We start from the raw sequence: 17,476 nt of genomic DNA on the forward strand, positions 1-17,476 counted from the left end.
GCGCCCTTGATCTGTGGTCGCCGGCTGGGGCAATCTGGCAATCGTGCCTTGGGGGTGTGCGGTCCGGTGGCACGACATTGTATGGTTGTGCCGCCAAGGTCGGGGGAAAGATGCACTACCTGATCACAGGCGGCGCAGGGTTCATGGGGATCAACCTGATCCGCTATCTTCTGGCCCGGGGCGCGCAGGTGACCAGCTATGACATCGCCCCCTTCAGCTTTCCCGAGGCCGACCGCGTGAGAGTGCTGACAGGCGATATCCGCGACGCCACGCTTCACGCCGATGCGATGCAGGGCGTGGACGTGGTGGTTCATTGCGCGGCCGCCCTGCCGCTTTTTTCGCCTGCCGAAATCGCCTCGACCGAGATCGAGGGCACGCGGGCGTTGCTGGTTTCGGCGCAGGCGGCCGGGATCGACCGCTTCGTGCATATCTCGTCAACCGCCGTCTACGGCGTGCCCGACCATCACCCGATCATGGAGACTGACCCCTTGGTCGGCGTCGGCCCCTATGGCGCGGCCAAGATCGGCGCCGAGGCCGCCTGCGAAAGCGCCCGCGCGCAGGGCCTTTGCGTACCGGTGCTGCGACCCAAGTCTTTCGTCGGGCCGGAGCGTCTGGGCGTATTCGAACTGCTTTACGGCTTTGCCGCAGATGGCCACAACTTCCCGGTTCTGGGACGCGGCAACAACCGATACCAGCTTCTCGATGTCGAGGATCTTTGCCAGGCGGTTGAGCTTTGCGCGACAGGTCCGCGTCCAACGGTCAACGACACGTTCAACGTCGGGGCCGCGCGTTTCGGAACCTTGCGCGAAAGTTTTCAGGCGGTGCTGGATCGGGCGGGCTTCGGCAAACGGGTGGTTTCGCTGCCTGCCGGCCCGGCCATCATGGCGCTGCGCCTGCTGGAGGCGCTGCACCTGTCGCCGGTCTACAAGTGGGTCTATGCCACCGCCGCGACCGAAAGCTTCGTCAGCATCGACAAGATCACGCATTTGTTGGGATTCGCGCCGCGATTTTCGAACGAAGATGCACTTATCCGCAATTTCGACTGGTATGTGGCACATCGAGACTCGATTCGGTCTGCGGTTGGCGTGACCCACCGTGTCGCATGGAAAAAGGGGGCCCTCAGCCTTGCGCGTTTCGTCCTGTAAACCTCTGACTCCTGCGCGGTCGCGGGCCATCCTGCCACTTGCCGCGCTTGCGATTGCGCTGTCCGGGTCGGCCCGCGCGGAACAGGCCGACAGCGCCGTCAGCGCCACCCGTGCGGCGGAACTGGCCGCGCAGATGCAGGATTATGAGGCGGTGCGCGCCAAGTCGATTGTCGAATTGCAGCCCTTCCGCGCAACCCAGACCGCGCGACTGGCCGCCAGCGATACCGCCGTTACCTTCATCTCGCTCAATCCCAACATCAATTCGTGGTTCCTGTTGCAGGTCGGCGCGATCGGCTGGGGCGGGCCGCAGAACTGGCACCTTGAAAACCCCGATCCGCAAACGCAGGCGCTTAGCCTCGTGCCGGGCGCGGTGCCGATGCTCAAGATCTCCAGCCCATCGGGCGATACGCTTTGCGACCTGTTGGCCGACAATTCCGCGGCCCTGAACGCCGCGCGCAATACCGGCGTGCCCTATGCGCCGATCTGCGACGGCAAACTTTACTTGCGCAACCCCTCGTCGGGCAGCCGCTCGATGCTGGAAGCGGCCACCGATTTCCTGCGCGACAATGTCTGGGGCGGCGATCAGCTGGTCAACTTCGTGAAGTCGACCTTCTACAAGGACGCCTTCGTCGTGACCGCCGAACAGGTCGCCTCAAGCGCCGGCGGGGCCGAAAACGTGGGGCCGGGCGCTGCGGCTGTTGATCCGGCGTTGGGCGCGCGCCCGGTCGTTTCGACCCAGATCGGCCTTGGCCTGGATGGTGCGCCGGACGGCCGGATGACCATGGGCCTGTGGTATCCGGTCACTGGCGTGCCGGGCGTCTTCGGCAGCGTGATCCGCCCCGGCGTCGTCGATCCTGCGGTCGAGCGCGGCCGCGCCAACCGGCTGGACGGCGTGGAATCGGGCGCGCTTGATTACATGGTCGGCATTGACCTGTCGCTTTACGACATGGGCTTTGGCCTTGGCACCGATCATCCGCGCGTCGACTGGTCGGAACGTCCGCCCTATTCGGTCCATCCGCCGGGGATGCCGGGGCCGGACGGCATCGGTAACTCCAACCCGCTGGTGCGCTTGGGCATGATCAGCCCGGCGCAATCCCAGCGCACGGTGGCGGCCTTCATCGGCGGGTTCAAACGAAGCCACGGCGCGTTCAAGTACGGCGACATGGCCACGCTTAACTACGGCTCGCATTACGGCTTCATCGAGGAAGGCACGATTTTCTCCAAGCTGCAGCCGGGATTGTCGACCTTCTACCAGTTGGCCGACGGCACGCTGGACATGAAGACATGGACCGAGGCCGATAACGCGCTTTTGCCGCAGATCGCCTTTGCCCGGCAAAACGGCGTGCCACTGCTGGAGCGTGACCCCGAGACGGGCCTTGGCCTGCCGGGCGAGCGGGTGACACTGTGGGGGCCCGGCAACTGGTCGGGCTCGGCCAATGCCGATCTGCGCACCCTGCGCTCGGGCATCTGCATGCGCAGCTTTGGCGGCAAATCCTATTTGCTCTTCGGCTATTTCTCGTCGGCGACGCCGTCGGCGATGGTCCGGGTGTTCCAGTCCTACGGTTGCAGCTACGCGATGCTGCTGGACATGAACGCGCCGGAACTGGCCTATTTCGCCGTCTACGTCCACCATCAGGGCCAGATCTACGTCGAGCACCTTGCCCCCGGCATGGCCGCGACCGACAAGACCAGCCGCAATGGCACGCCGATCCCGCGATTCCTGGGCTTCCCAGACAGCCGTGATTTCTTTTACATGGTCAGGAGGGGGACTGGTCCGTGAGGCGTTTGCTCGCACTCTGTTCGGTACTGGCAGGTCTGGCCGGAGCGGCCGGAGCGCAAACGCTTCAGCAAAACAACGCGGTCCTCTTCGACCAGTTACAGCGCGTGCATCACCTGACGCCGCAGCAGATGGACGCGGTGCGCGATATCTTTGCGGGCAACCCGATCATCGGACAGGGAAACCCGGCCGTCACCCGGCACCCGATGACACCGGCCGAATGTGCCGCACGCATCCCCGGCGGCCCGGCGAGCTATTCCAATCCCCGGTTCGAGCGGATCTGTGGCGGGCCCTACATGGCGCCGCTTTATGACCCGGACACGCAGCGCCCCGAGGACGCGACCTCGTGCATCGACATGTTCGAGTTTCCAGATATCCCCTGCACCTACCCCGTTGTCTGGGTGAAGGCGCGCGAGGCGGCCGAGATCTGTGCCGCCGAGGGCAAGCGAATCTGCGACGCGCATGAATGGGAGGGCGCCTGCCAGGGCGAGCTTGACCCGCCCGATTACACCTTTGGCGTCAGCGTCGAGGCGCAACGGGCGATCCACAACTCTCGTGACGCCGCGACGGCGCGCTGGAGCTATGGTCCGGCCTATCAACGCGGAGTCTGTGCCGCGGATTCCAGCAAGACCCCTGGCTGCAACGGCGGCAGCTTTGCCGGCTGCGGGTCCAACACCTATCCAACCGGGAGCTTTCCCGACTGTCACAGCCCGTTGGGCGTCTACGACCTGAATGGCAACGCGGCCGAGCACATGAACCTGCCGCTCGCCCCCAGCCAGATGGCCAGTGCCGGGTCTACGACGCTGGGCGTGACCGAAATGAAGGGCAGCTGGTTCATCTTCGACAAATTCCGCGCCCATCCGGACTGGTGCCGCTGGCGCGCACCATTCTGGCACGGCACGCAGGTGATGAGCACGGCCAGCCACGAGAACTACCACCTCGGGTTCCGCTGCTGCAAAACGCTGGGCTGAGGCCGTTTGACGGGCAGGGTGCCGCCTGTTTCCTAACAGCCGGGGGCTGGATTTACTCCGCGACCAGATCGCGAAGGGCCCCGTTGCCAGCCCGCATGCTCAGTTCGAAAGCGAGGCGAGCAGCCCGTAAGCGTTGGAGATCGGCCCCTCGCGGCTGATGATCCCGGAAAGCTGGGGATCAGCAAGCACATCGGCCAAGGACATCGACCGGCCGTTGACGATGGCCGTATCGCTGACCAGCCGCAACCCGTGGCTGTAATCGGCATAGCTGGCCTGATGCACGGTGCTCAGCGGCTGGATGGGCTGGCCGTTGGTGCGGTGCCAGCCATAGATCGCGACCTTGCCGCGCGCCGAAAGCAGCCGGTTGGTCAGCACGATGTCCTTCTTCTGCCCGGCGGTCAGCTGTTCGCCCGCACCCGCCGCCGCGCCCAGTTGGGCCGAAACGGTCTGGTTGTGGCGGGCCAGATAGGCGGTCGAGGTCATCTGCGCGCCCGCGGGCATCGGCCGCGGCGGCAGGTGGTTTTGCGCCTGCGCGTAGATCGCGTCGACCATTGTCGTCGTCGGCAGCAGGAAATGAAACCGTTGCGCAATCTTGGCGGCCGCCGGCAAACCCATTGGCATGCGTACGAAATCAGCGTCGTCGCCGATGGCAAGATAGTCGGGCATGACGCAAAGGGTGATCGTCACGCCGCGGCCATCAGCGGTGGTGCCGCTGAAATTGACAGGTGTCAGGTTGCGCAGGAAGGATGGGATATTGCCGCTCAGCACCTGCTGGACCACGGCGGCGTCACGGTCGGGCCCCCAAAGGTTGATCACGCTTTTCAGGAATTCGCTGCCGGTGAGCGCGCGGCCCGGACGGGCCGGGATCGCCGCATCCATCGCACGCGAGCAGGCACCGCGCACCGGCTGGCCAAGGCCCAGCAAGGTGCCAAGGCTGCGCGCGGGCGGCGCGGCGCTGGTCGTGGCGGCGACAGGCGTAATCACGGCTTCGGCAGGCGCCGCTTGCGGCGCGGGGCTGGCGGGGGCGGCCGACACGATCGCGACGGCGGGTTGGGCGACCAGCGCGGCGGGACGTTCCATCGGACGCATGACGGCGACCTCCACGGCGGGTTGGATGGCCGGGCGCGTGGCGGCGAGGGCCAGCGTTGCGGGCCGTTCCGCGGGGCGCAGCAGCGCGACGGCGGGCGTTGCCATCGCGGGCGCCGAGGCAAGGCCCACGGGCCGCTCGGTCGGGTGCAATGCCGCCGTCAGCCCGGCAATCACCGTCTGATCGGGGATGATCGTGCTGCCGGGGCGCGCCTGCGGATGCAGAAGAGCTGCCAATCCGGGCGCCGCGACTGACGGCCGGGCGACCGGCACCATGTCAGAGGCGGTGGCCACGGTCACCTCGGGCGCCACCGCCGGCCGAGACAACGGGTGGGGCAACGGCTGGGCGGTGCTTGCCACGGCGACGGCTTCGGACTGGGCAAAGGTTTCGGGCAGCCGGACGGCCGTGGCCACCATGCTATCGCCGATGGGCAGCGCGCGCGCGGGGGCCGGGCTTGTCTCGGGCAGCGGGGCCTGCGGCGCATCGATGCGGGCGACGACGATCGGCGCGAGCGCCAGCGGGGGCGCGATCGCCGTCATCACCTGCGGCGGCACCGGGCGGGCCAGCGGCGCCGACGAGGTCAGCAGGATGGGACGCGCCAGCGGCCTGATCGACTGGGTCAACGCGGCCTGACCGCGCGGCATGATCACGGTGACAACGCCCGCACCTGCGATCAGCGTAAGGGCCGCAACGGCCGCCATGGCGGATGTTTTCATTCCGATCCCTCGTCAACTTGTGCACAGCTTACACTGCACTCGTTAAAATTCGATAGCGGCGTCTTTGTCCCCGGTTTGACCCCAACGTCAAGCCAACCCCCCTTTGCACGCGCGGAAACCCGCCCAGACGGCGGCTGCCTTCCGCCGCCCCGCCAGTAATCCCGGCGCTCTTGATGCGGAAAGCATGGACAGATGATTGGCCCCTGCCCTGCGCGTCAAATCAGTGCCGACATTTCATTCAGGACGCAGCCGGAGCCAAATTGGGCAGTGCGCGCGAGAATGTGGCAAAGGCATTTATCCATTTAGGATTTCTACTTGATCGGCACACGCCAGCCTCACCCCTTCCACTGAAGAGGCATTTGCATTCGCCAGGCCCGTCTTGGACGATGAGGTCGAACGTTGTTCCCTGACGAGTTGGAACTGCCCGAATTGATGACAGGATCGTACGGTTCACGGTCGCAGAATCGCGGCTTCTGGCGTTCCTGTCGCGCCATCCCGGGCAAACCCTGCCCCGCGGACAGAAGGTCGAGGCCATCCATGAAGGCGGCAGCATCCGGACCGACCGAAGCGTCGATTTCCTGATCAATCGGCTGCGGCGCAAACTGGGCGATGACCCGCGCGAGCCCGGTTCCCGCCCGGAGGGCGCGATTGCGGTGGAGGGCCCGCTGACCGGGATCGACCTGGCTGGGGCGCACCGCGACACCGGGCTGGCATTTGCACGCGCGCTGGTCGTGTCGCTTTCGGACACTCTGGGCGGGCCGGTCAGGCTCGATCCCGACCATATCCCCGGCCGCTGGAGCGATAGTGCTGAAGGCGAGACGCTGATGCATTCGGGCCTGCGGGCGCTGGTGATGGCAGGGGTGACTGGCGCGATCATGGCAGCAGGCGGGAACGCCGCGATCCGCGACGCGATGATCGTCGGCGCCGAGCCGTTCTCATTCGTGATGACGTTGATGCTGCTGGCGATCGTGACAATCTTGCGCGGCAGCGATCCCCGCAAGGACCACGCTCAGGGGCTGGGATGAGGCAGGGCAAGTCTGACTATCAAACCCGCCAAGGGCGGCCCACATCCCGGTGCGACCTGCATCAACAAGGTGAAAGCCGATCGGCCGGCCGAAGTCGTCGCCTGGGGTCAGGGCCCATTTATTCCCGATGGTGAGCGTGATTCATGTTTCGAAAAACGAGCCGTGACATGTCTGTTCTTTATCTGACCGATGCACAAATGGCGCGTCTGGAACCCGATTTCCGAAGTCTTATGGCAAACTTCGGGTCGATGACAGAGAGGTTCTGGGCGGGGTAATTTACATCAATTGCAATTGCTTGCGTTGGCGTAACGCGCTGAAAGAAAACGCTTCCCAGAAGACACCCTACAACCGATGGAAGTGCTGGAGCGATACACGTATCGCGCGGCGGCTTCATCTCGGCGGCTCAGCGTCCCGGCCGGACTGCATAAGCGGCCCGCGACTACGGTCCAAAAGACCTCAAACGTCCAAACCCCATGAGGCGCGCAAGCTCATCGCAGACCTAGTTTGTGCGGTTTCATGGCAAGGTGCCACAGGGGTAATCGCCGCAAGAAGCAGGTCCACCTGCAGCTGCGACCTTTCCTAACATTCCTGAAACCAGAGTGAATATTCCCGTCCAAACAGACGGGGCATCGACGGGCGTATCAACCTATCCCGGCCGGAACGCTCACAACGGATTGGAGGGAAAGAAGGTTGAAAATGCTGCTATTCTTGAAAGAAAAGTCCGTCACCAGCATGCTGGGCGCGTTGGCGGCGTTGTCCATCGTCATTCTCAGCGCGACAGGCGCCCAAGCCGAGAACGGCCCGACGCCAAGTGCGGCGGATCTGGATACGGCCCTTGGTCATTGTACGAGTTTCGCAATGGCCAATGCCAAGTACATCTCCACGCCCGCGCCGGAATTCTGCTCTTGCGTGGTCTCGGGCCTGACGGATTCCACGCAGAACTCCGACAGCGCGGCTCTGATCGGGTTGATGGCGGCGACCGCGCCTGACGAGAATGGCCAATGGGGGTGGTTCAGACCGCAAAGCCTTGCGGCCGCGTTGGGCGAGTCCCGGGATGTTCAGACGCTTTCAATGTCCATTCGTGCCGGACTCAATCGGTGTGGCGCAGGCGAAGCCTACGTCCCGTTCTCGCAGTCGGCAGCCGCTGCTGACGATAGCCATGTTGCCGCACCTGTCCGGGATCGCGCGCAGGCGCATTGCGTCTCGGCGATGAAGACGCATGGCGACAAGGTCCCTTATCCAGATGCGATGTGCGGCTGCATGCTCGACGCGGTTGATGCCAAGTTCAGCCCCACCGAGGCAGTCGCCGTGATCGGTGCCATGGCGGATGATCCGCCGGTGGCGGGGCATTGGCAACAATGGACTCGGCCAACGGGCCTGGCTGTGGCCGGGAACCTGTCCCACGAGGCCGCCAGCGCGCTGTCGCAAAAGGTTCGGCAACAGCTCGGCTCGGAGACCCAGAGGGCATGTGTCGCCGCCAAACCATCAAATGCGGCAGCCCCCGCAAACACCTCGGCCGAGCACTGCGCCGACGAGTCATGCTTCGCTGACGCGTTCAGCCATTGCAAACCGGCCAACTATGACGACTCGGTCGAGGGCCTTGGCGCCGTGCAGCTTGAAGTACTGGCAGACTCGGCAGCCGACGCTGCGCATTGCCGGATAAGCGTCAAATTCTTGGAAACCCCCAATCCCGCATGGATCGGCAAGCCGCTGACAATGACCCTGGACAGAGGCCAGCCATTCGGGCCCCAATACAAGGCCGGGGTCACTGCCTGCATGACGTCGGACGGGGCTGAAAGCTATGACTGTGCCGGGCCCCTGCTGGATACGATCCAACACTAGGCCCAACGCCCTTTGAACCGGCGGTCGCGCCTTCCCTCTGCGGCGCCGGGGCAAGAAGCCGCCCCCGTCCGAACGACGGGGGCGATTGCATCACAGCCCCGACGCTCCGGGGGTGATCAAGGGAAGGCCGCACAACATCAGGGCAATCAACTCTGCCTGTCGGCTGGTCTGGGTCTTCTGGAACAGGTTGCGCAGGTGAAACGCCACGGTCGTATTTGAAACCTGGAAATGCTCGGCGATCTGGTCCTTGCGTCGCCCCTCTGCGAGGGCAAGCGCAATTCGGGTCTCGGTTTCGGTCAGGTCGAAGAGATTGGCGACAAGATCTTCAGGAAGTTCGAGGCCATTGCGCTGCGGATCTGTCACAAACAGGGCCAGCCTGAAGCGGCCGTCAGTCGTCTCAGGGATCGGCGAGGCCAGCAACAGAAGATCGCGCTCGCCCGTGGGGCGTGGCAGCGCAAGGCCCGAGGCTGATGAGGGGCCCGCCCCGGCCCCTGCTCCTGACTGTGCTGCGCCGCTGGACCGGGTGAACGAGCGGAAGATATCGCGCAACTTCCTTGCCTCGGCGGCGGCCCCTATCCGAACCCGGTCATCGATCGAGATGCCATCGCGCTCAGGGGTCAGATCCCGGGCGATGGCATTTGCAAAGATCACCCTTTCGTCTTCGTCCAGCAGCACGATCCCGATTGCCAAAAGGTCAAGGACCCGAAGCTCTGCATGCTGTTCCTCGTTCTTCGTCATAGGCGTTTTACTAACATAAATCAGTGCCCTCGACCATTCACCGTCAATCCAGAGATGACCGGCGGGGCGAGAAATCAACTCTTCGTCCAAGGTATCGCACCCGGGCCGAGGCCTTGAAGGCAGGCACCTGCAATCGGAGACCCGTCCATCAGGACGGGTCAAACCGGCGACGGGTTTGCCTCAATGTGGGGAGGTATCGACGGCGCACCAAAGATCGCCATAGCAAGGCTGGCTGTTTATTTGGCCATCCGACGCCAGTCGATGGTGCCCGGCCCGGCCTGCCGGCGCTGCAACCAGACGTCCGAGATTGCATCATCGCGGACATGGCCCTGATGCAGCAGGCCGTCGATACCGACATCCTGACCAAGCACATTCCTCGAAATGACGATTGTCATCTGCACCGGCGCATAGTCCGCCATGTAGGCCCTCAATCCGTCAGGCGTGGCGCGGCGCATCAGGGCGTCGGCGACCTTGGCCGGGGTGGCGTTGATGCCGTCGCTTGCTTTGAACGACACCTCGTTTGGTTCAACTGGCGGCAACGGTGTCCAATCGCCATCCGGACCGGACACGGGCTCCAGCGCGAGGCAGGATGTGTCAAAGCATTGGGCCGCGGCGGCCTCCGCATCGCTCATCACATGCCGCGCGGCCAGATCGATTGACGAGCGTGTCCCCTGAACGGGCTGCATGGCAAAGCGCCACGTCACGTTCGGCCCGATGCCGAATTCGCTTTCCGGCCCCACGGGAACCCCGGGATAGTCCTTCATGGTTTGCTCTCGCAGGACGGGGCCAAGATTGAAACGGCTGATCTCGATCAGGTCGGTATAGGCTTCCGGGTATTCAGGGCTGGCCGCGACGCGCCGGATCGTGACGCGATAACGCACCGACTTGAGAGGTTTGTCTTCCTTTTCAACCATCAGAATGGCCCGGACCACGGAACTGATGGCGTGATCCGGCGGAAAAACCGAATCCTGCGGGGCATTGGGAAAGCGCGCTTTTGAGTACCAGTCATCGCTCAACAGTGACTGGGGATCGATCGTTTCGAATCCATCACCGGTGACGAAGTCGCTCTCGATCGCCTGCTGATGCGCCGCAACATCTTCGGGCAGGACAAGCGCGCCCGCCGGGGCAGCCACCATCAGGGAAAGAAGCGCGGCAGAAAGGCTAAAAGGCAGAGACGGCGCCGTTTTCATGCGATGCTCCCGTTTGCTGGCAGTCCGGTCGTGTTGGTTGCCGGCAAGATTTTGCAAGCCGGCCAAACAACCTTAGCGAGACGGCCAACGGGGCATCACCGTTCAAACGAACAGGGCCGCGCCGCGCAAACGGATCAGGCCCCCAGCGCCCGATTGTTAAAGGCGTATTCGGCAACCAGCGGCAGCGTGGCTGCACCAACCGCGCGGGCCATTTCACCCCATCGGCCGGCCACGACATCGGGGCGCTCGACGCCTTGCAGGTCCATCGTATCGAAGATGACATTGACGTCGTGAACTATCCGGTCCCGAATATGTTCAGGAAATGCGCCGTCGATCACGACAGACTCGAAGTCGATGACCGCAAGGGAAGAGACTGCACCATGCGCCAGTGCTTTCGCGGTATCGGCGATCCAGACATCAACCAGATCCGGATACCGGTCCCAGCCTTCGGGGCTGTTCCAGATGTCATAACGGTCACCGCCCGCCGCCTCGATCATCTGTTCCAGAACGAAGATCGACGCATGGTCCATCAGGCGATTCTTGCCCGGCGACCCGTCCGGCACCCGCAACGGGCCGAAGCCTCCGGCATTTCCGGTGCGACCCAGAAACACTTCTGAATCCAGCACGATGCCACCACCAACAATCGTGCCGACGAAGAAGTAGATCAGGTCCTCGGTCTTGTCATGCGAGCCGAACATCAATTCGGCACGGCACGCGGCTGTGCCATCGTTTTCGACCAGCACTTGCCAGCTTCCGATCTGCGACAGCGCGGCGGCGATGTCGAAGTCGCGCCAAAGGTCCATTTCGGATTGCGGCGCGGCCATCTCGCCGGCCCAGCTCCACAGCTCGTTGGGGATCGCCACGCCGAAACCCGCCACGGCCTCGGGGGCCACCTTTGCCTCCGTCAGCACTGGCGACAGCGCATCCTCGACGAAGGCCATGCAACTGTCAGGTGTGGGATAGGTATGAAATTCCGAGCGGCTGGCGCGGATGGTGCCGGTAAAATCGAGGATGATAAGGTCATAGCTGCGCCGGCCAACCTTCAGTCCAAGATAGAATCGGGCGTCGGGATTGATGCGGGCCGGTATCGAGGGCTGACCCAGTTTGCCCCGTTCGGGCTCGCCACGCAAAAGCAGGTTTTCGGCCTCAAGGCTGCGGAAGATCATCGAGACGGCATTGGGGGAAAGTCCGGTGGCCCGGGTCGCTTCGGCCCTCGTCAGCCAGCCATTCCGGCGGACCAGATGAAGGATGACGCGTTCATTATGGTGGCGGACGGCAACCTGGTTCGAGCCGCGAATCTTTGCGTAACCATTTGTTGTTTTTGAGTTTCGTCTGCTCATTTCGCTCCTGCTTGGCCAGCCAGACGGCCCTGTGAAATCACAGAGCGAGGTTATTGCGTAATCTGCGCCGGTCCACAGGGCAAGCCTGCCGATGGCGGCTCCTTTAATTACTTCACTATGAATTAGTATTGACTCTGAGGGTTCCATACAGTCCCTTTTTACCCGGAGGACGCGGGTCAGAGGGCCGCGAGGGAGGAGATTCTTGCGTTGCAGGGCCCCATGGGTCCGCACGCGGATTTGAGCATCATGACCGAGATCGACCCAACATCGGCGCAAGAGGCGCGGCCTGCAGAACAGGTCCGGCTGATTGCGCTGCACGATGTCAGCAAGACCTTCGGCGGCACCGTCGCGGCCAGCCATGTCAGCCTTGACGTTCAGCCAGCCGAAGTACTGGCGCTGCTGGGCGAGAACGGCGCGGGCAAAAGCACCTGCGTGAAGATGATGTGCGGCGTGCACCGGCCGTCGAGCGGAGAAATCCTTGTCCGGGGCCAGCCACAAAACTGGCATTCGCCGCTTGATGCGCAGCAGGCAGGTATTGCCGTCGTCCACCAGCACCCGGGCTTGTTTCCTGACCTCAACGTCATGGAAAACATATTCTTCGGGCGCTTTCCGAAGAACTCGGTCGGGATCCTCAACCGTGGCCTGATGTACCGCAAATCCGCCGAGCTGCTGGAAACCGTGGGCCTTTCGGTGCGTCCCGACGCGATGCTTCGAACGCTCAGCGTATCCGAGCAGCAACTGGTCGAAATCGCCAAGGCGCTGTCAACCGAAGCCGACGTGCTGATCCTTGACGAGCCCACAGCCTGCTTGTCGCATCGCGAAGTCGAGAAGCTGTTCACCGTCGTCCGCAGGCTCAAGCAAAGCGGGGTGGGCATCGTCTTTGTCGGTCACAGAATGGACGAGGTGTTCGGCATCGCGGACCGCATCTCGGTACTGCGCGACGGCGCGCTGGTGCGCACCGCGACAGCCCAGGAATTGTCGCGGCAAGAAGCCATCAACCTGATGGCCGGCCGGGAATTGCTCGCGTCCTTCCCAGAGCGAGGGCATGAACCCGGTGATGTGGTCTTGCAGACCGAGGGCCTATCGGTCGACGCCGAATTCGAGGATATTTCACTCTCTGTCAGGGCCGGCGAGATCTTCGGCATCGGCGGGCTGGTCGGCAGCGGGCGGACGGAATTCGCCACGACCCTGTTCGGTGTCCATCGGCCCAGCCGGGGCCAGATCCTTATCGACGGCGCGCCAGTTGACATCCGGTCACCGCAAGAAGCGATGCGGCACCGGATCGCCTACGTCTCGGAAGACCGGCACGCCAAGTCGCTGATCATGGACTTCCCGATCCGGGTGAATGCCTCGCTCGCGATCCTGCGGTCATGCACCAGCTACGGACTGCTGCGCCCGGCAAAGGAAATCTCGCAGACACGCAGTTATCTCGAACGTCTCAAATTGCGTTTCGCGTCCTACGAGCAAGAGATTTCGGGCCTTTCCGGGGGCAACCAGCAGAAGGTCGCCCTCTCGAAATGGCTGGCGACGCAGCCGCGGATCCTGATCCTGGACGAACCGACACAAGGCATCGACGTCGAGAGCAAGGCCGAGGTCCACGCGATCATTGCTGACCTCGCGCGCGCAGGTATGGCGATCATCCTGATTTCGTCGGAACTGCCCGAACTGATCGGCATGTGCGACCGGATTGCGGTCCTCCGGGAAGGCCGGATGACCGCCCTCTTCAATGGGGCGGAGGCAGATCCTTCGACGGTACTGAAGGCTGCAACCGACGATGCGTCCGGGTCCACAGTAGGCGACGCGTCCCCTACCGAAGCGGCGCCAGCCGACCAGACTGCCGCCCGGTCTTCCATGCGCGCCTTCGCCGAATCCGTCTTCCTGAGGCGAGAGATGGGGCTGGTCGTAGCGATCCTTGCCATTGTGATCCCGGTCTCGCTGATCAATCCGCGCATGCTTAGCGGTACCAACATCAACTCGCTGTCGATGGACGCCGCATTACTGGGCTTCGTGGCGCTGGGTCAGATGCTTGTGATCCTGACCCGCAATATCGACCTGTCGGTCGCGTCGGTGATCGGGATCACAGCCTACGCCTCGGCGTTGTTCATGCATAACAATCCGCAAATGCCCGCAATCGCCGCCTTGGCTGTCGCGATGTGCCTCGGCGGCGGCCTTGGCGTGATCAATGGACTGATCGTTGCATATGGAAAGGTGCCCTCCATCGTCGCGACACTGGGAACGATGTCGGTCTATCGCGGCCTCTACAGCATGTGGGCCAATGGCGATCAGATCAGCGCCGACGAGGTGCCGCAACACTGGCTGGACCTTGCAGGTAGCCAGATCCTCGGCATCCCGGTGATCGTGCTCCTGTCGATCGCAACGCTCGCGGTCGCGGCATTCCTGCTGCGGCGGACCGAGTTCGGTCGCGAACTCTACGGCGTGGGATCCAACCCGGCCGCCGCTGATACGATAGGCGTTCCTGCAGCCCGACGGGTCTTTGCCGCCTTCGCCTTTGCGGGTGTGCTTGCCGGCCTGATGGGCGCGCTTTGGGCCTCGCGCTATGCCACGGTCGATGCGCGTGTCGCCTTTGGCTACGAGTTGACCGTGATTGCCTCCGTCGTGGTAGGCGGCGTCGCGATCCGGGGCGGCTCCGGCACGGTTTTCGGCATCGCGCTGGGCGTCATCACCCTTCTGGTGATCCGCAATGGCCTCAGCCTTGTCCGGGTCGATCCGCTCTGGCTGCAGGGGGTCTATGGCCTTGTGATCCTCGCCGCGATCACGGTCGACGCCAACATTGCCGCCCGGAACGAACGCGCACTCAAGCGGAGGGCGTTGTGATGAAACTGCCAGCCTGGCTATCCGCATGGGATGTCTTCATCTGCCTCGTGTCACTGGCCGTCGCGCTTTACGGGTTCGCGGTGGTTCCCAACTTTGGCACTGCTTTCAACATCTCGCAGGTGATTGCCGGCGTGTCCGAGCGTGCGCTGATCGCGCTGCCGATGATGTTGCTGCTGATCACCCGCGACATTGACCTCTCGGTGGCCAGCACGCTGGCCCTCACAAGCGTGATACTCGGCCTCAGCGTGCAATCCGGGATGCCGCTGGCCCCTGCCATTGGTGTAACCCTTGTGGCCGGGGCGATCCTCGGGGCGTTCAACGGCGTGATGTCAACGTGGGTCGGCCTGCCTTCGCTGGTGGTCACGCTGGGCACGATGGCCCTGTTCAGGGGCATTGGCTATGTCCTGCTGGGGACAGGCTCGGTCAACATCCTGCCCGCCGCGCTGACCGATTTCGGCTTTCTCAACGTTGGCCACCTGCCGCTTCCGCGTACCATCCTGCCGTTCCTGATCATCTTGCCGGTTTTTGCGGTCATCGTTCACGCCACGCCGCTGGGACGGCGCATTTTCGCAATCGGGGGCAATCCGGAAACGGCCCGCTATTCGGGCATCAACGCTGACCGGATCCGCTTTGGGCTGTTCGTGTTTTCCGGCGTCATGTCGTCCATTGCCGGGATCACTTACACGGCCCGCCTTGCCAATGCCCGCGCCAACAATGCCTTCGGCATGGAACTGGACGTCATCACCATCGCGATGCTCGGAGGGGTCAGCGTGTTTGGTGGCAAGGGGGGCGTGGTTGGCGTGGTCGGCGCGCTGAGCCTGATCGCCCTGATCCGCAACCAGCTTGGCATCAGTGGTGTCGGCGGCGATGCCCAAAGCACCGTGATCGGCATGCTGCTGATTATCGCGCTGCTGGCCGGCAATGTCTCGCCGCTCCTGTCGACCATGTTCCGCAGGCGTTTTGGCGCCAGCAGAGACTTGCCGCGGTAACGACGCGGCATTCAATGCCAGGGTTTCTGGCAAAATCAGTGGAGGAAATAGTTATGCATAGAAGAACATTACTCGCGACAGCCTGCAGTCTTGCCTTGGTTTCGGCCAGCGCTCTGTCGGCACAAACCTGTGCCGATGGGCCAGTCACCGTGGGCTTCGTGCCGAAACTCGACACCGACCCCTACTTTCAGGTTGCCGGGAAGGGCGCCGAGCAGGCGCAAGCCGAAATTGGCGGCAAGGTCGTTCAGGCCGCCCCCAGCCAGGCAACCGCCGAGGCGCAGATCGAGTTCATCAACAACCTCGTCGCCCAGCAGGTCGGGGTCATCGCGATCTCGGGTAACGATGCGAATGCCGTCGCACCGGCGCTGAAGCGGGCCATGGCCAACGGGGTCAAGGTGATCTCTTACGATTCCGATGTCGCGACCGATGCCCGCTCGCTCTTCATCAATCAGGCACTCGGCTCCAGCCTCGCCTCGATGATGCTGCAATCGATGTCCGAGATGATCGGTGGCGAAGGAAAGTTCGCCATCCTGTCCTCGACACCGACGGCCACCAACCAGAACGCCTGGATCGACCAGATGAAACAGGAGATGGCCTCCAACCCCGCCTACAAGGGGCTGGAGCTTGTGCAGGTCGCCTATGGCGAAGAGAGCGAGCAGATCAACCAGCAGCAGACCATCGCGCTGGTGCAGGCCTATCCTGACCTCAAGGGCATCATCGTGCCAGCCGGCATCGGACTGCCCGCGGCGGCCCGTGCCCTGGAAGAAGCCGGCATGACAGGCAAGATCAAGCTCACCGGACTCGCGCCGGCCAGCCTGATCCGCAAGTACATCGCCGACGGCTCGGCCCAGGATATCTGGTGGAACGTCTCTGACCTTGGCTATCTGGCCTACTATGCCGCGCAGGCGCTGGCCGACTGCAAGATCACTGGCGCCGCGGGCGAAACTTTCGATGCAGGTCGCCTTGGCTCCTACACCATCGGCGAGAACGGCGAGGTCGTTCTTGGGCCAGCAAAGATCGTCACCCCGGCCAATCTCGACGAATTCAAGTTCTGACGGATTGGAACTTTCGCGCGCCGGCCCTCTCCCGGCCGGCGCGCGGATCTATACCACAAGCCATGACAATCACGTACTTCTCACCGGCCGAACTCGATGAACTTTGCAGACCCATCGAACAGGCTCTTGCAGGTCGAGACCGGTTGATCGTGGCGATCGCGGGCGCGCCGGGAAGCGGCAAGTCAACGCTAAGCCATATGCTGGCCGATCACCTCAGCGAACCCACGAACGACGCCAAACGGGCGATCGTCGTGCCGATGGACGGCTTTCATTTCGACGATATCGTGCTTCGGGAGCAGGGCACCATCGAGCGGAAAGGGGCGCCATACACCTTTGATACCGGCGGGCTGAGGGCTTGCCTTGAGAGGCTTCGCGAAAATCGCGAGCCGGAAATTGCGGTCCCCGTCTTTGACCGGGACATCGAGATCGCCCGCGCCGGCGCGCGCCTGATCCCCCAGACCTGCAAGATCGTTCTGGTTGAAGGCAATTACCTGCTGCTCGACGAGCCGCCTTGGCACGATCTGCAGCAAATCTACGACGTGACTTTCATGATCCGGGTGCCGTTCGACACGCTTGAGGCGCGTCTTGTGAAGCGCTGGATCGACAAGGGCCTGTCGAGACCGGCAGCAACCAATCGGGCCCGGGACAACGACCTGGTCAACGCGCGACGGGTGATCGAAGCGTCTGGTCATGCGGATATCGTCGTGGGTTGATACGGTATTTCGATGAGGCGCTCCCGGTGTGAGCCTGCCGATCCGGAGAAGCA

Annotated in this window: 13 protein-coding genes and 2 pseudogenes; 11 read left to right on the plus strand and 4 right to left on the minus strand. The window is 63.4% G+C overall.

The window, feature by feature from the left end; genetic code table 11:
• Nucleotides 1–110: 110 nt before the first annotated feature.
• Genes GC146_RS17385 through GC146_RS17395 form a run of 3 tightly spaced genes read left to right on the plus strand, consistent with a single transcriptional unit; the run spans nucleotide 111 to nucleotide 3,893 of the window.
• Nucleotides 111–1,145, plus strand: coding sequence for an NAD-dependent epimerase/dehydratase family protein (locus tag GC146_RS17385; RefSeq protein ID WP_291841367.1), 1,035 nt, complete (start codon nucleotides 111–113; stop codon nucleotides 1,143–1,145).
• The gene (locus GC146_RS17390) at nucleotides 1,126–2,925 is read left to right on the plus strand and encodes a hypothetical protein (protein ID WP_291841368.1); all 1,800 of its coding nucleotides are present in this window, start codon (nucleotides 1,126–1,128) and stop codon (nucleotides 2,923–2,925) included. The genes GC146_RS17385 and GC146_RS17390 overlap by 20 nt, the downstream gene beginning before the upstream one ends.
• Nucleotides 2,922–3,893, plus strand: coding sequence for an SUMF1/EgtB/PvdO family nonheme iron enzyme (locus tag GC146_RS17395; RefSeq protein ID WP_291841369.1), 972 nt, complete (start codon nucleotides 2,922–2,924; stop codon nucleotides 3,891–3,893). The genes GC146_RS17390 and GC146_RS17395 overlap by 4 nt, the downstream gene beginning before the upstream one ends.
• Before the next feature lie 99 nt (nucleotides 3,894–3,992).
• On the opposite strand, the gene GC146_RS17400 is transcribed toward GC146_RS17395, so the two are convergent.
• Nucleotides 3,993–5,696, minus strand: coding sequence for a hypothetical protein (locus GC146_RS17400; protein WP_291841370.1), 1,704 nt, complete (start codon nucleotides 5,694–5,696; stop codon nucleotides 3,993–3,995).
• A 440-nt stretch (nucleotides 5,697–6,136) separates the two neighbouring features.
• On the opposite strand from GC146_RS17400, the pseudogene GC146_RS17720 reads away from it, so the two are divergent.
• The 4 genes and pseudogenes from GC146_RS17720 to GC146_RS17415 all read left to right on the plus strand — a co-directional run.
• Nucleotides 6,137–6,310 (plus strand): annotated as a pseudogene (locus tag GC146_RS17720) (helix-turn-helix domain-containing protein); the annotation flags it as partial.
• Nucleotides 6,311–6,349: 39 nt separating this feature from the next.
• Entirely contained in the window at nucleotides 6,350–6,721 is a 372-nt protein-coding gene (locus GC146_RS17405; RefSeq protein ID WP_291841371.1) for a BCCT family transporter, read from the plus strand.
• Between the two features lie 167 nt (nucleotides 6,722–6,888).
• A pseudogene (locus tag GC146_RS17410) lies at nucleotides 6,889–7,091 on the plus strand (transposase); the annotation flags it as partial.
• 326 nt (nucleotides 7,092–7,417) lie between these two features.
• The gene (locus GC146_RS17415) at nucleotides 7,418–8,563 is read left to right on the plus strand and encodes a hypothetical protein (RefSeq protein WP_291841372.1); all 1,146 of its coding nucleotides are present in this window, start codon (nucleotides 7,418–7,420) and stop codon (nucleotides 8,561–8,563) included.
• 90 nt (nucleotides 8,564–8,653) lie between these two features.
• Here GC146_RS17415 and GC146_RS17420 read toward each other — a convergent pair whose 3' ends face one another.
• The 3 genes from GC146_RS17420 to GC146_RS17430 form a co-directional block, all read right to left on the minus strand.
• Nucleotides 8,654–9,301, minus strand: a complete 648-nt coding sequence (locus GC146_RS17420) for a helix-turn-helix transcriptional regulator (RefSeq protein WP_291841373.1) — start codon at nucleotides 9,299–9,301, stop codon at nucleotides 8,654–8,656.
• Between the two features lie 236 nt (nucleotides 9,302–9,537).
• Nucleotides 9,538–10,491 carry a hypothetical protein gene (locus GC146_RS17425; protein ID WP_291841374.1) on the minus strand — a complete coding sequence of 318 codons (954 nt, stop codon included), beginning with the start codon at nucleotides 10,489–10,491 and terminating at the stop codon, nucleotides 9,538–9,540.
• Nucleotides 10,492–10,625: 134 nt separating this feature from the next.
• Nucleotides 10,626–11,657 (minus strand): ROK family protein, encoded by a 1,032-nt coding sequence (locus GC146_RS17430; RefSeq protein WP_291841375.1) that lies wholly within the window; start codon nucleotides 11,655–11,657, stop codon nucleotides 10,626–10,628.
• Nucleotides 11,658–12,077: 420 nt separating this feature from the next.
• On the opposite strand from GC146_RS17430, the gene GC146_RS17435 reads away from it, so the two are divergent.
• From GC146_RS17435 to GC146_RS17450, 4 genes are all read left to right on the plus strand, one after another.
• Nucleotides 12,078–14,666, plus strand: a complete 2,589-nt coding sequence (locus GC146_RS17435) for an ATP-binding cassette domain-containing protein (RefSeq protein ID WP_291841376.1) — start codon at nucleotides 12,078–12,080, stop codon at nucleotides 14,664–14,666.
• Nucleotides 14,666–15,655: an ABC transporter permease gene (locus GC146_RS17440; protein ID WP_291841377.1), complete on the plus strand. Its 990-nt coding sequence runs from the start codon at nucleotides 14,666–14,668 to the stop codon at nucleotides 15,653–15,655. The genes GC146_RS17435 and GC146_RS17440 overlap by 1 nt, the downstream gene beginning before the upstream one ends.
• Nucleotides 15,656–15,750: 95 nt before the next feature.
• Entirely contained in the window at nucleotides 15,751–16,710 is a 960-nt protein-coding gene (locus GC146_RS17445) for a rhamnose ABC transporter substrate-binding protein (RefSeq protein ID WP_291841378.1), read from the plus strand.
• A 62-nt stretch (nucleotides 16,711–16,772) separates the two neighbouring features.
• Nucleotides 16,773–17,423 carry a nucleoside/nucleotide kinase family protein gene (locus tag GC146_RS17450; protein WP_291841379.1) on the plus strand — a complete coding sequence of 217 codons (651 nt, stop codon included), beginning with the start codon at nucleotides 16,773–16,775 and terminating at the stop codon, nucleotides 17,421–17,423.
• The last annotated feature ends 53 nt before the right edge of the window (nucleotides 17,424–17,476 follow it).

The organism is Limimaricola sp. (genome assembly GCF_016125575.1).
Taxonomy (GTDB): domain Bacteria; phylum Pseudomonadota; class Alphaproteobacteria; order Rhodobacterales; family Rhodobacteraceae; genus WGLM01.

Coding starts and splice junctions, on each gene's coding strand:
- GC146_RS17435 (WP_291841376.1), top strand. CDS start 12,078: ATGACCGAGATCGACCCAACATCGGCGCAAGAGGCGCGGCCTGCAGAA.
- GC146_RS17450 (WP_291841379.1), top strand. CDS start 16,773: ATGACAATCACGTACTTCTCACCGGCCGAACTCGATGAACTTTGCAGA.
- GC146_RS17415 (WP_291841372.1), top strand. CDS start 7,418: ATGCTGCTATTCTTGAAAGAAAAGTCCGTCACCAGCATGCTGGGCGCG.
- GC146_RS17400 (WP_291841370.1), bottom strand. CDS start 5,696: ATGAAAACATCCGCCATGGCGGCCGTTGCGGCCCTTACGCTGATCGCA.
- GC146_RS17440 (WP_291841377.1), top strand. CDS start 14,666: ATGAAACTGCCAGCCTGGCTATCCGCATGGGATGTCTTCATCTGCCTC.
- GC146_RS17385 (WP_291841367.1), top strand. CDS start 111: ATGCACTACCTGATCACAGGCGGCGCAGGGTTCATGGGGATCAACCTG.
- GC146_RS17420 (WP_291841373.1), bottom strand. CDS start 9,301: ATGACGAAGAACGAGGAACAGCATGCAGAGCTTCGGGTCCTTGACCTT.
- GC146_RS17425 (WP_291841374.1), bottom strand. CDS start 10,491: ATGAAAACGGCGCCGTCTCTGCCTTTTAGCCTTTCTGCCGCGCTTCTT.
- GC146_RS17430 (WP_291841375.1), bottom strand. CDS start 11,657: ATGATCTTCCGCAGCCTTGAGGCCGAAAACCTGCTTTTGCGTGGCGAG.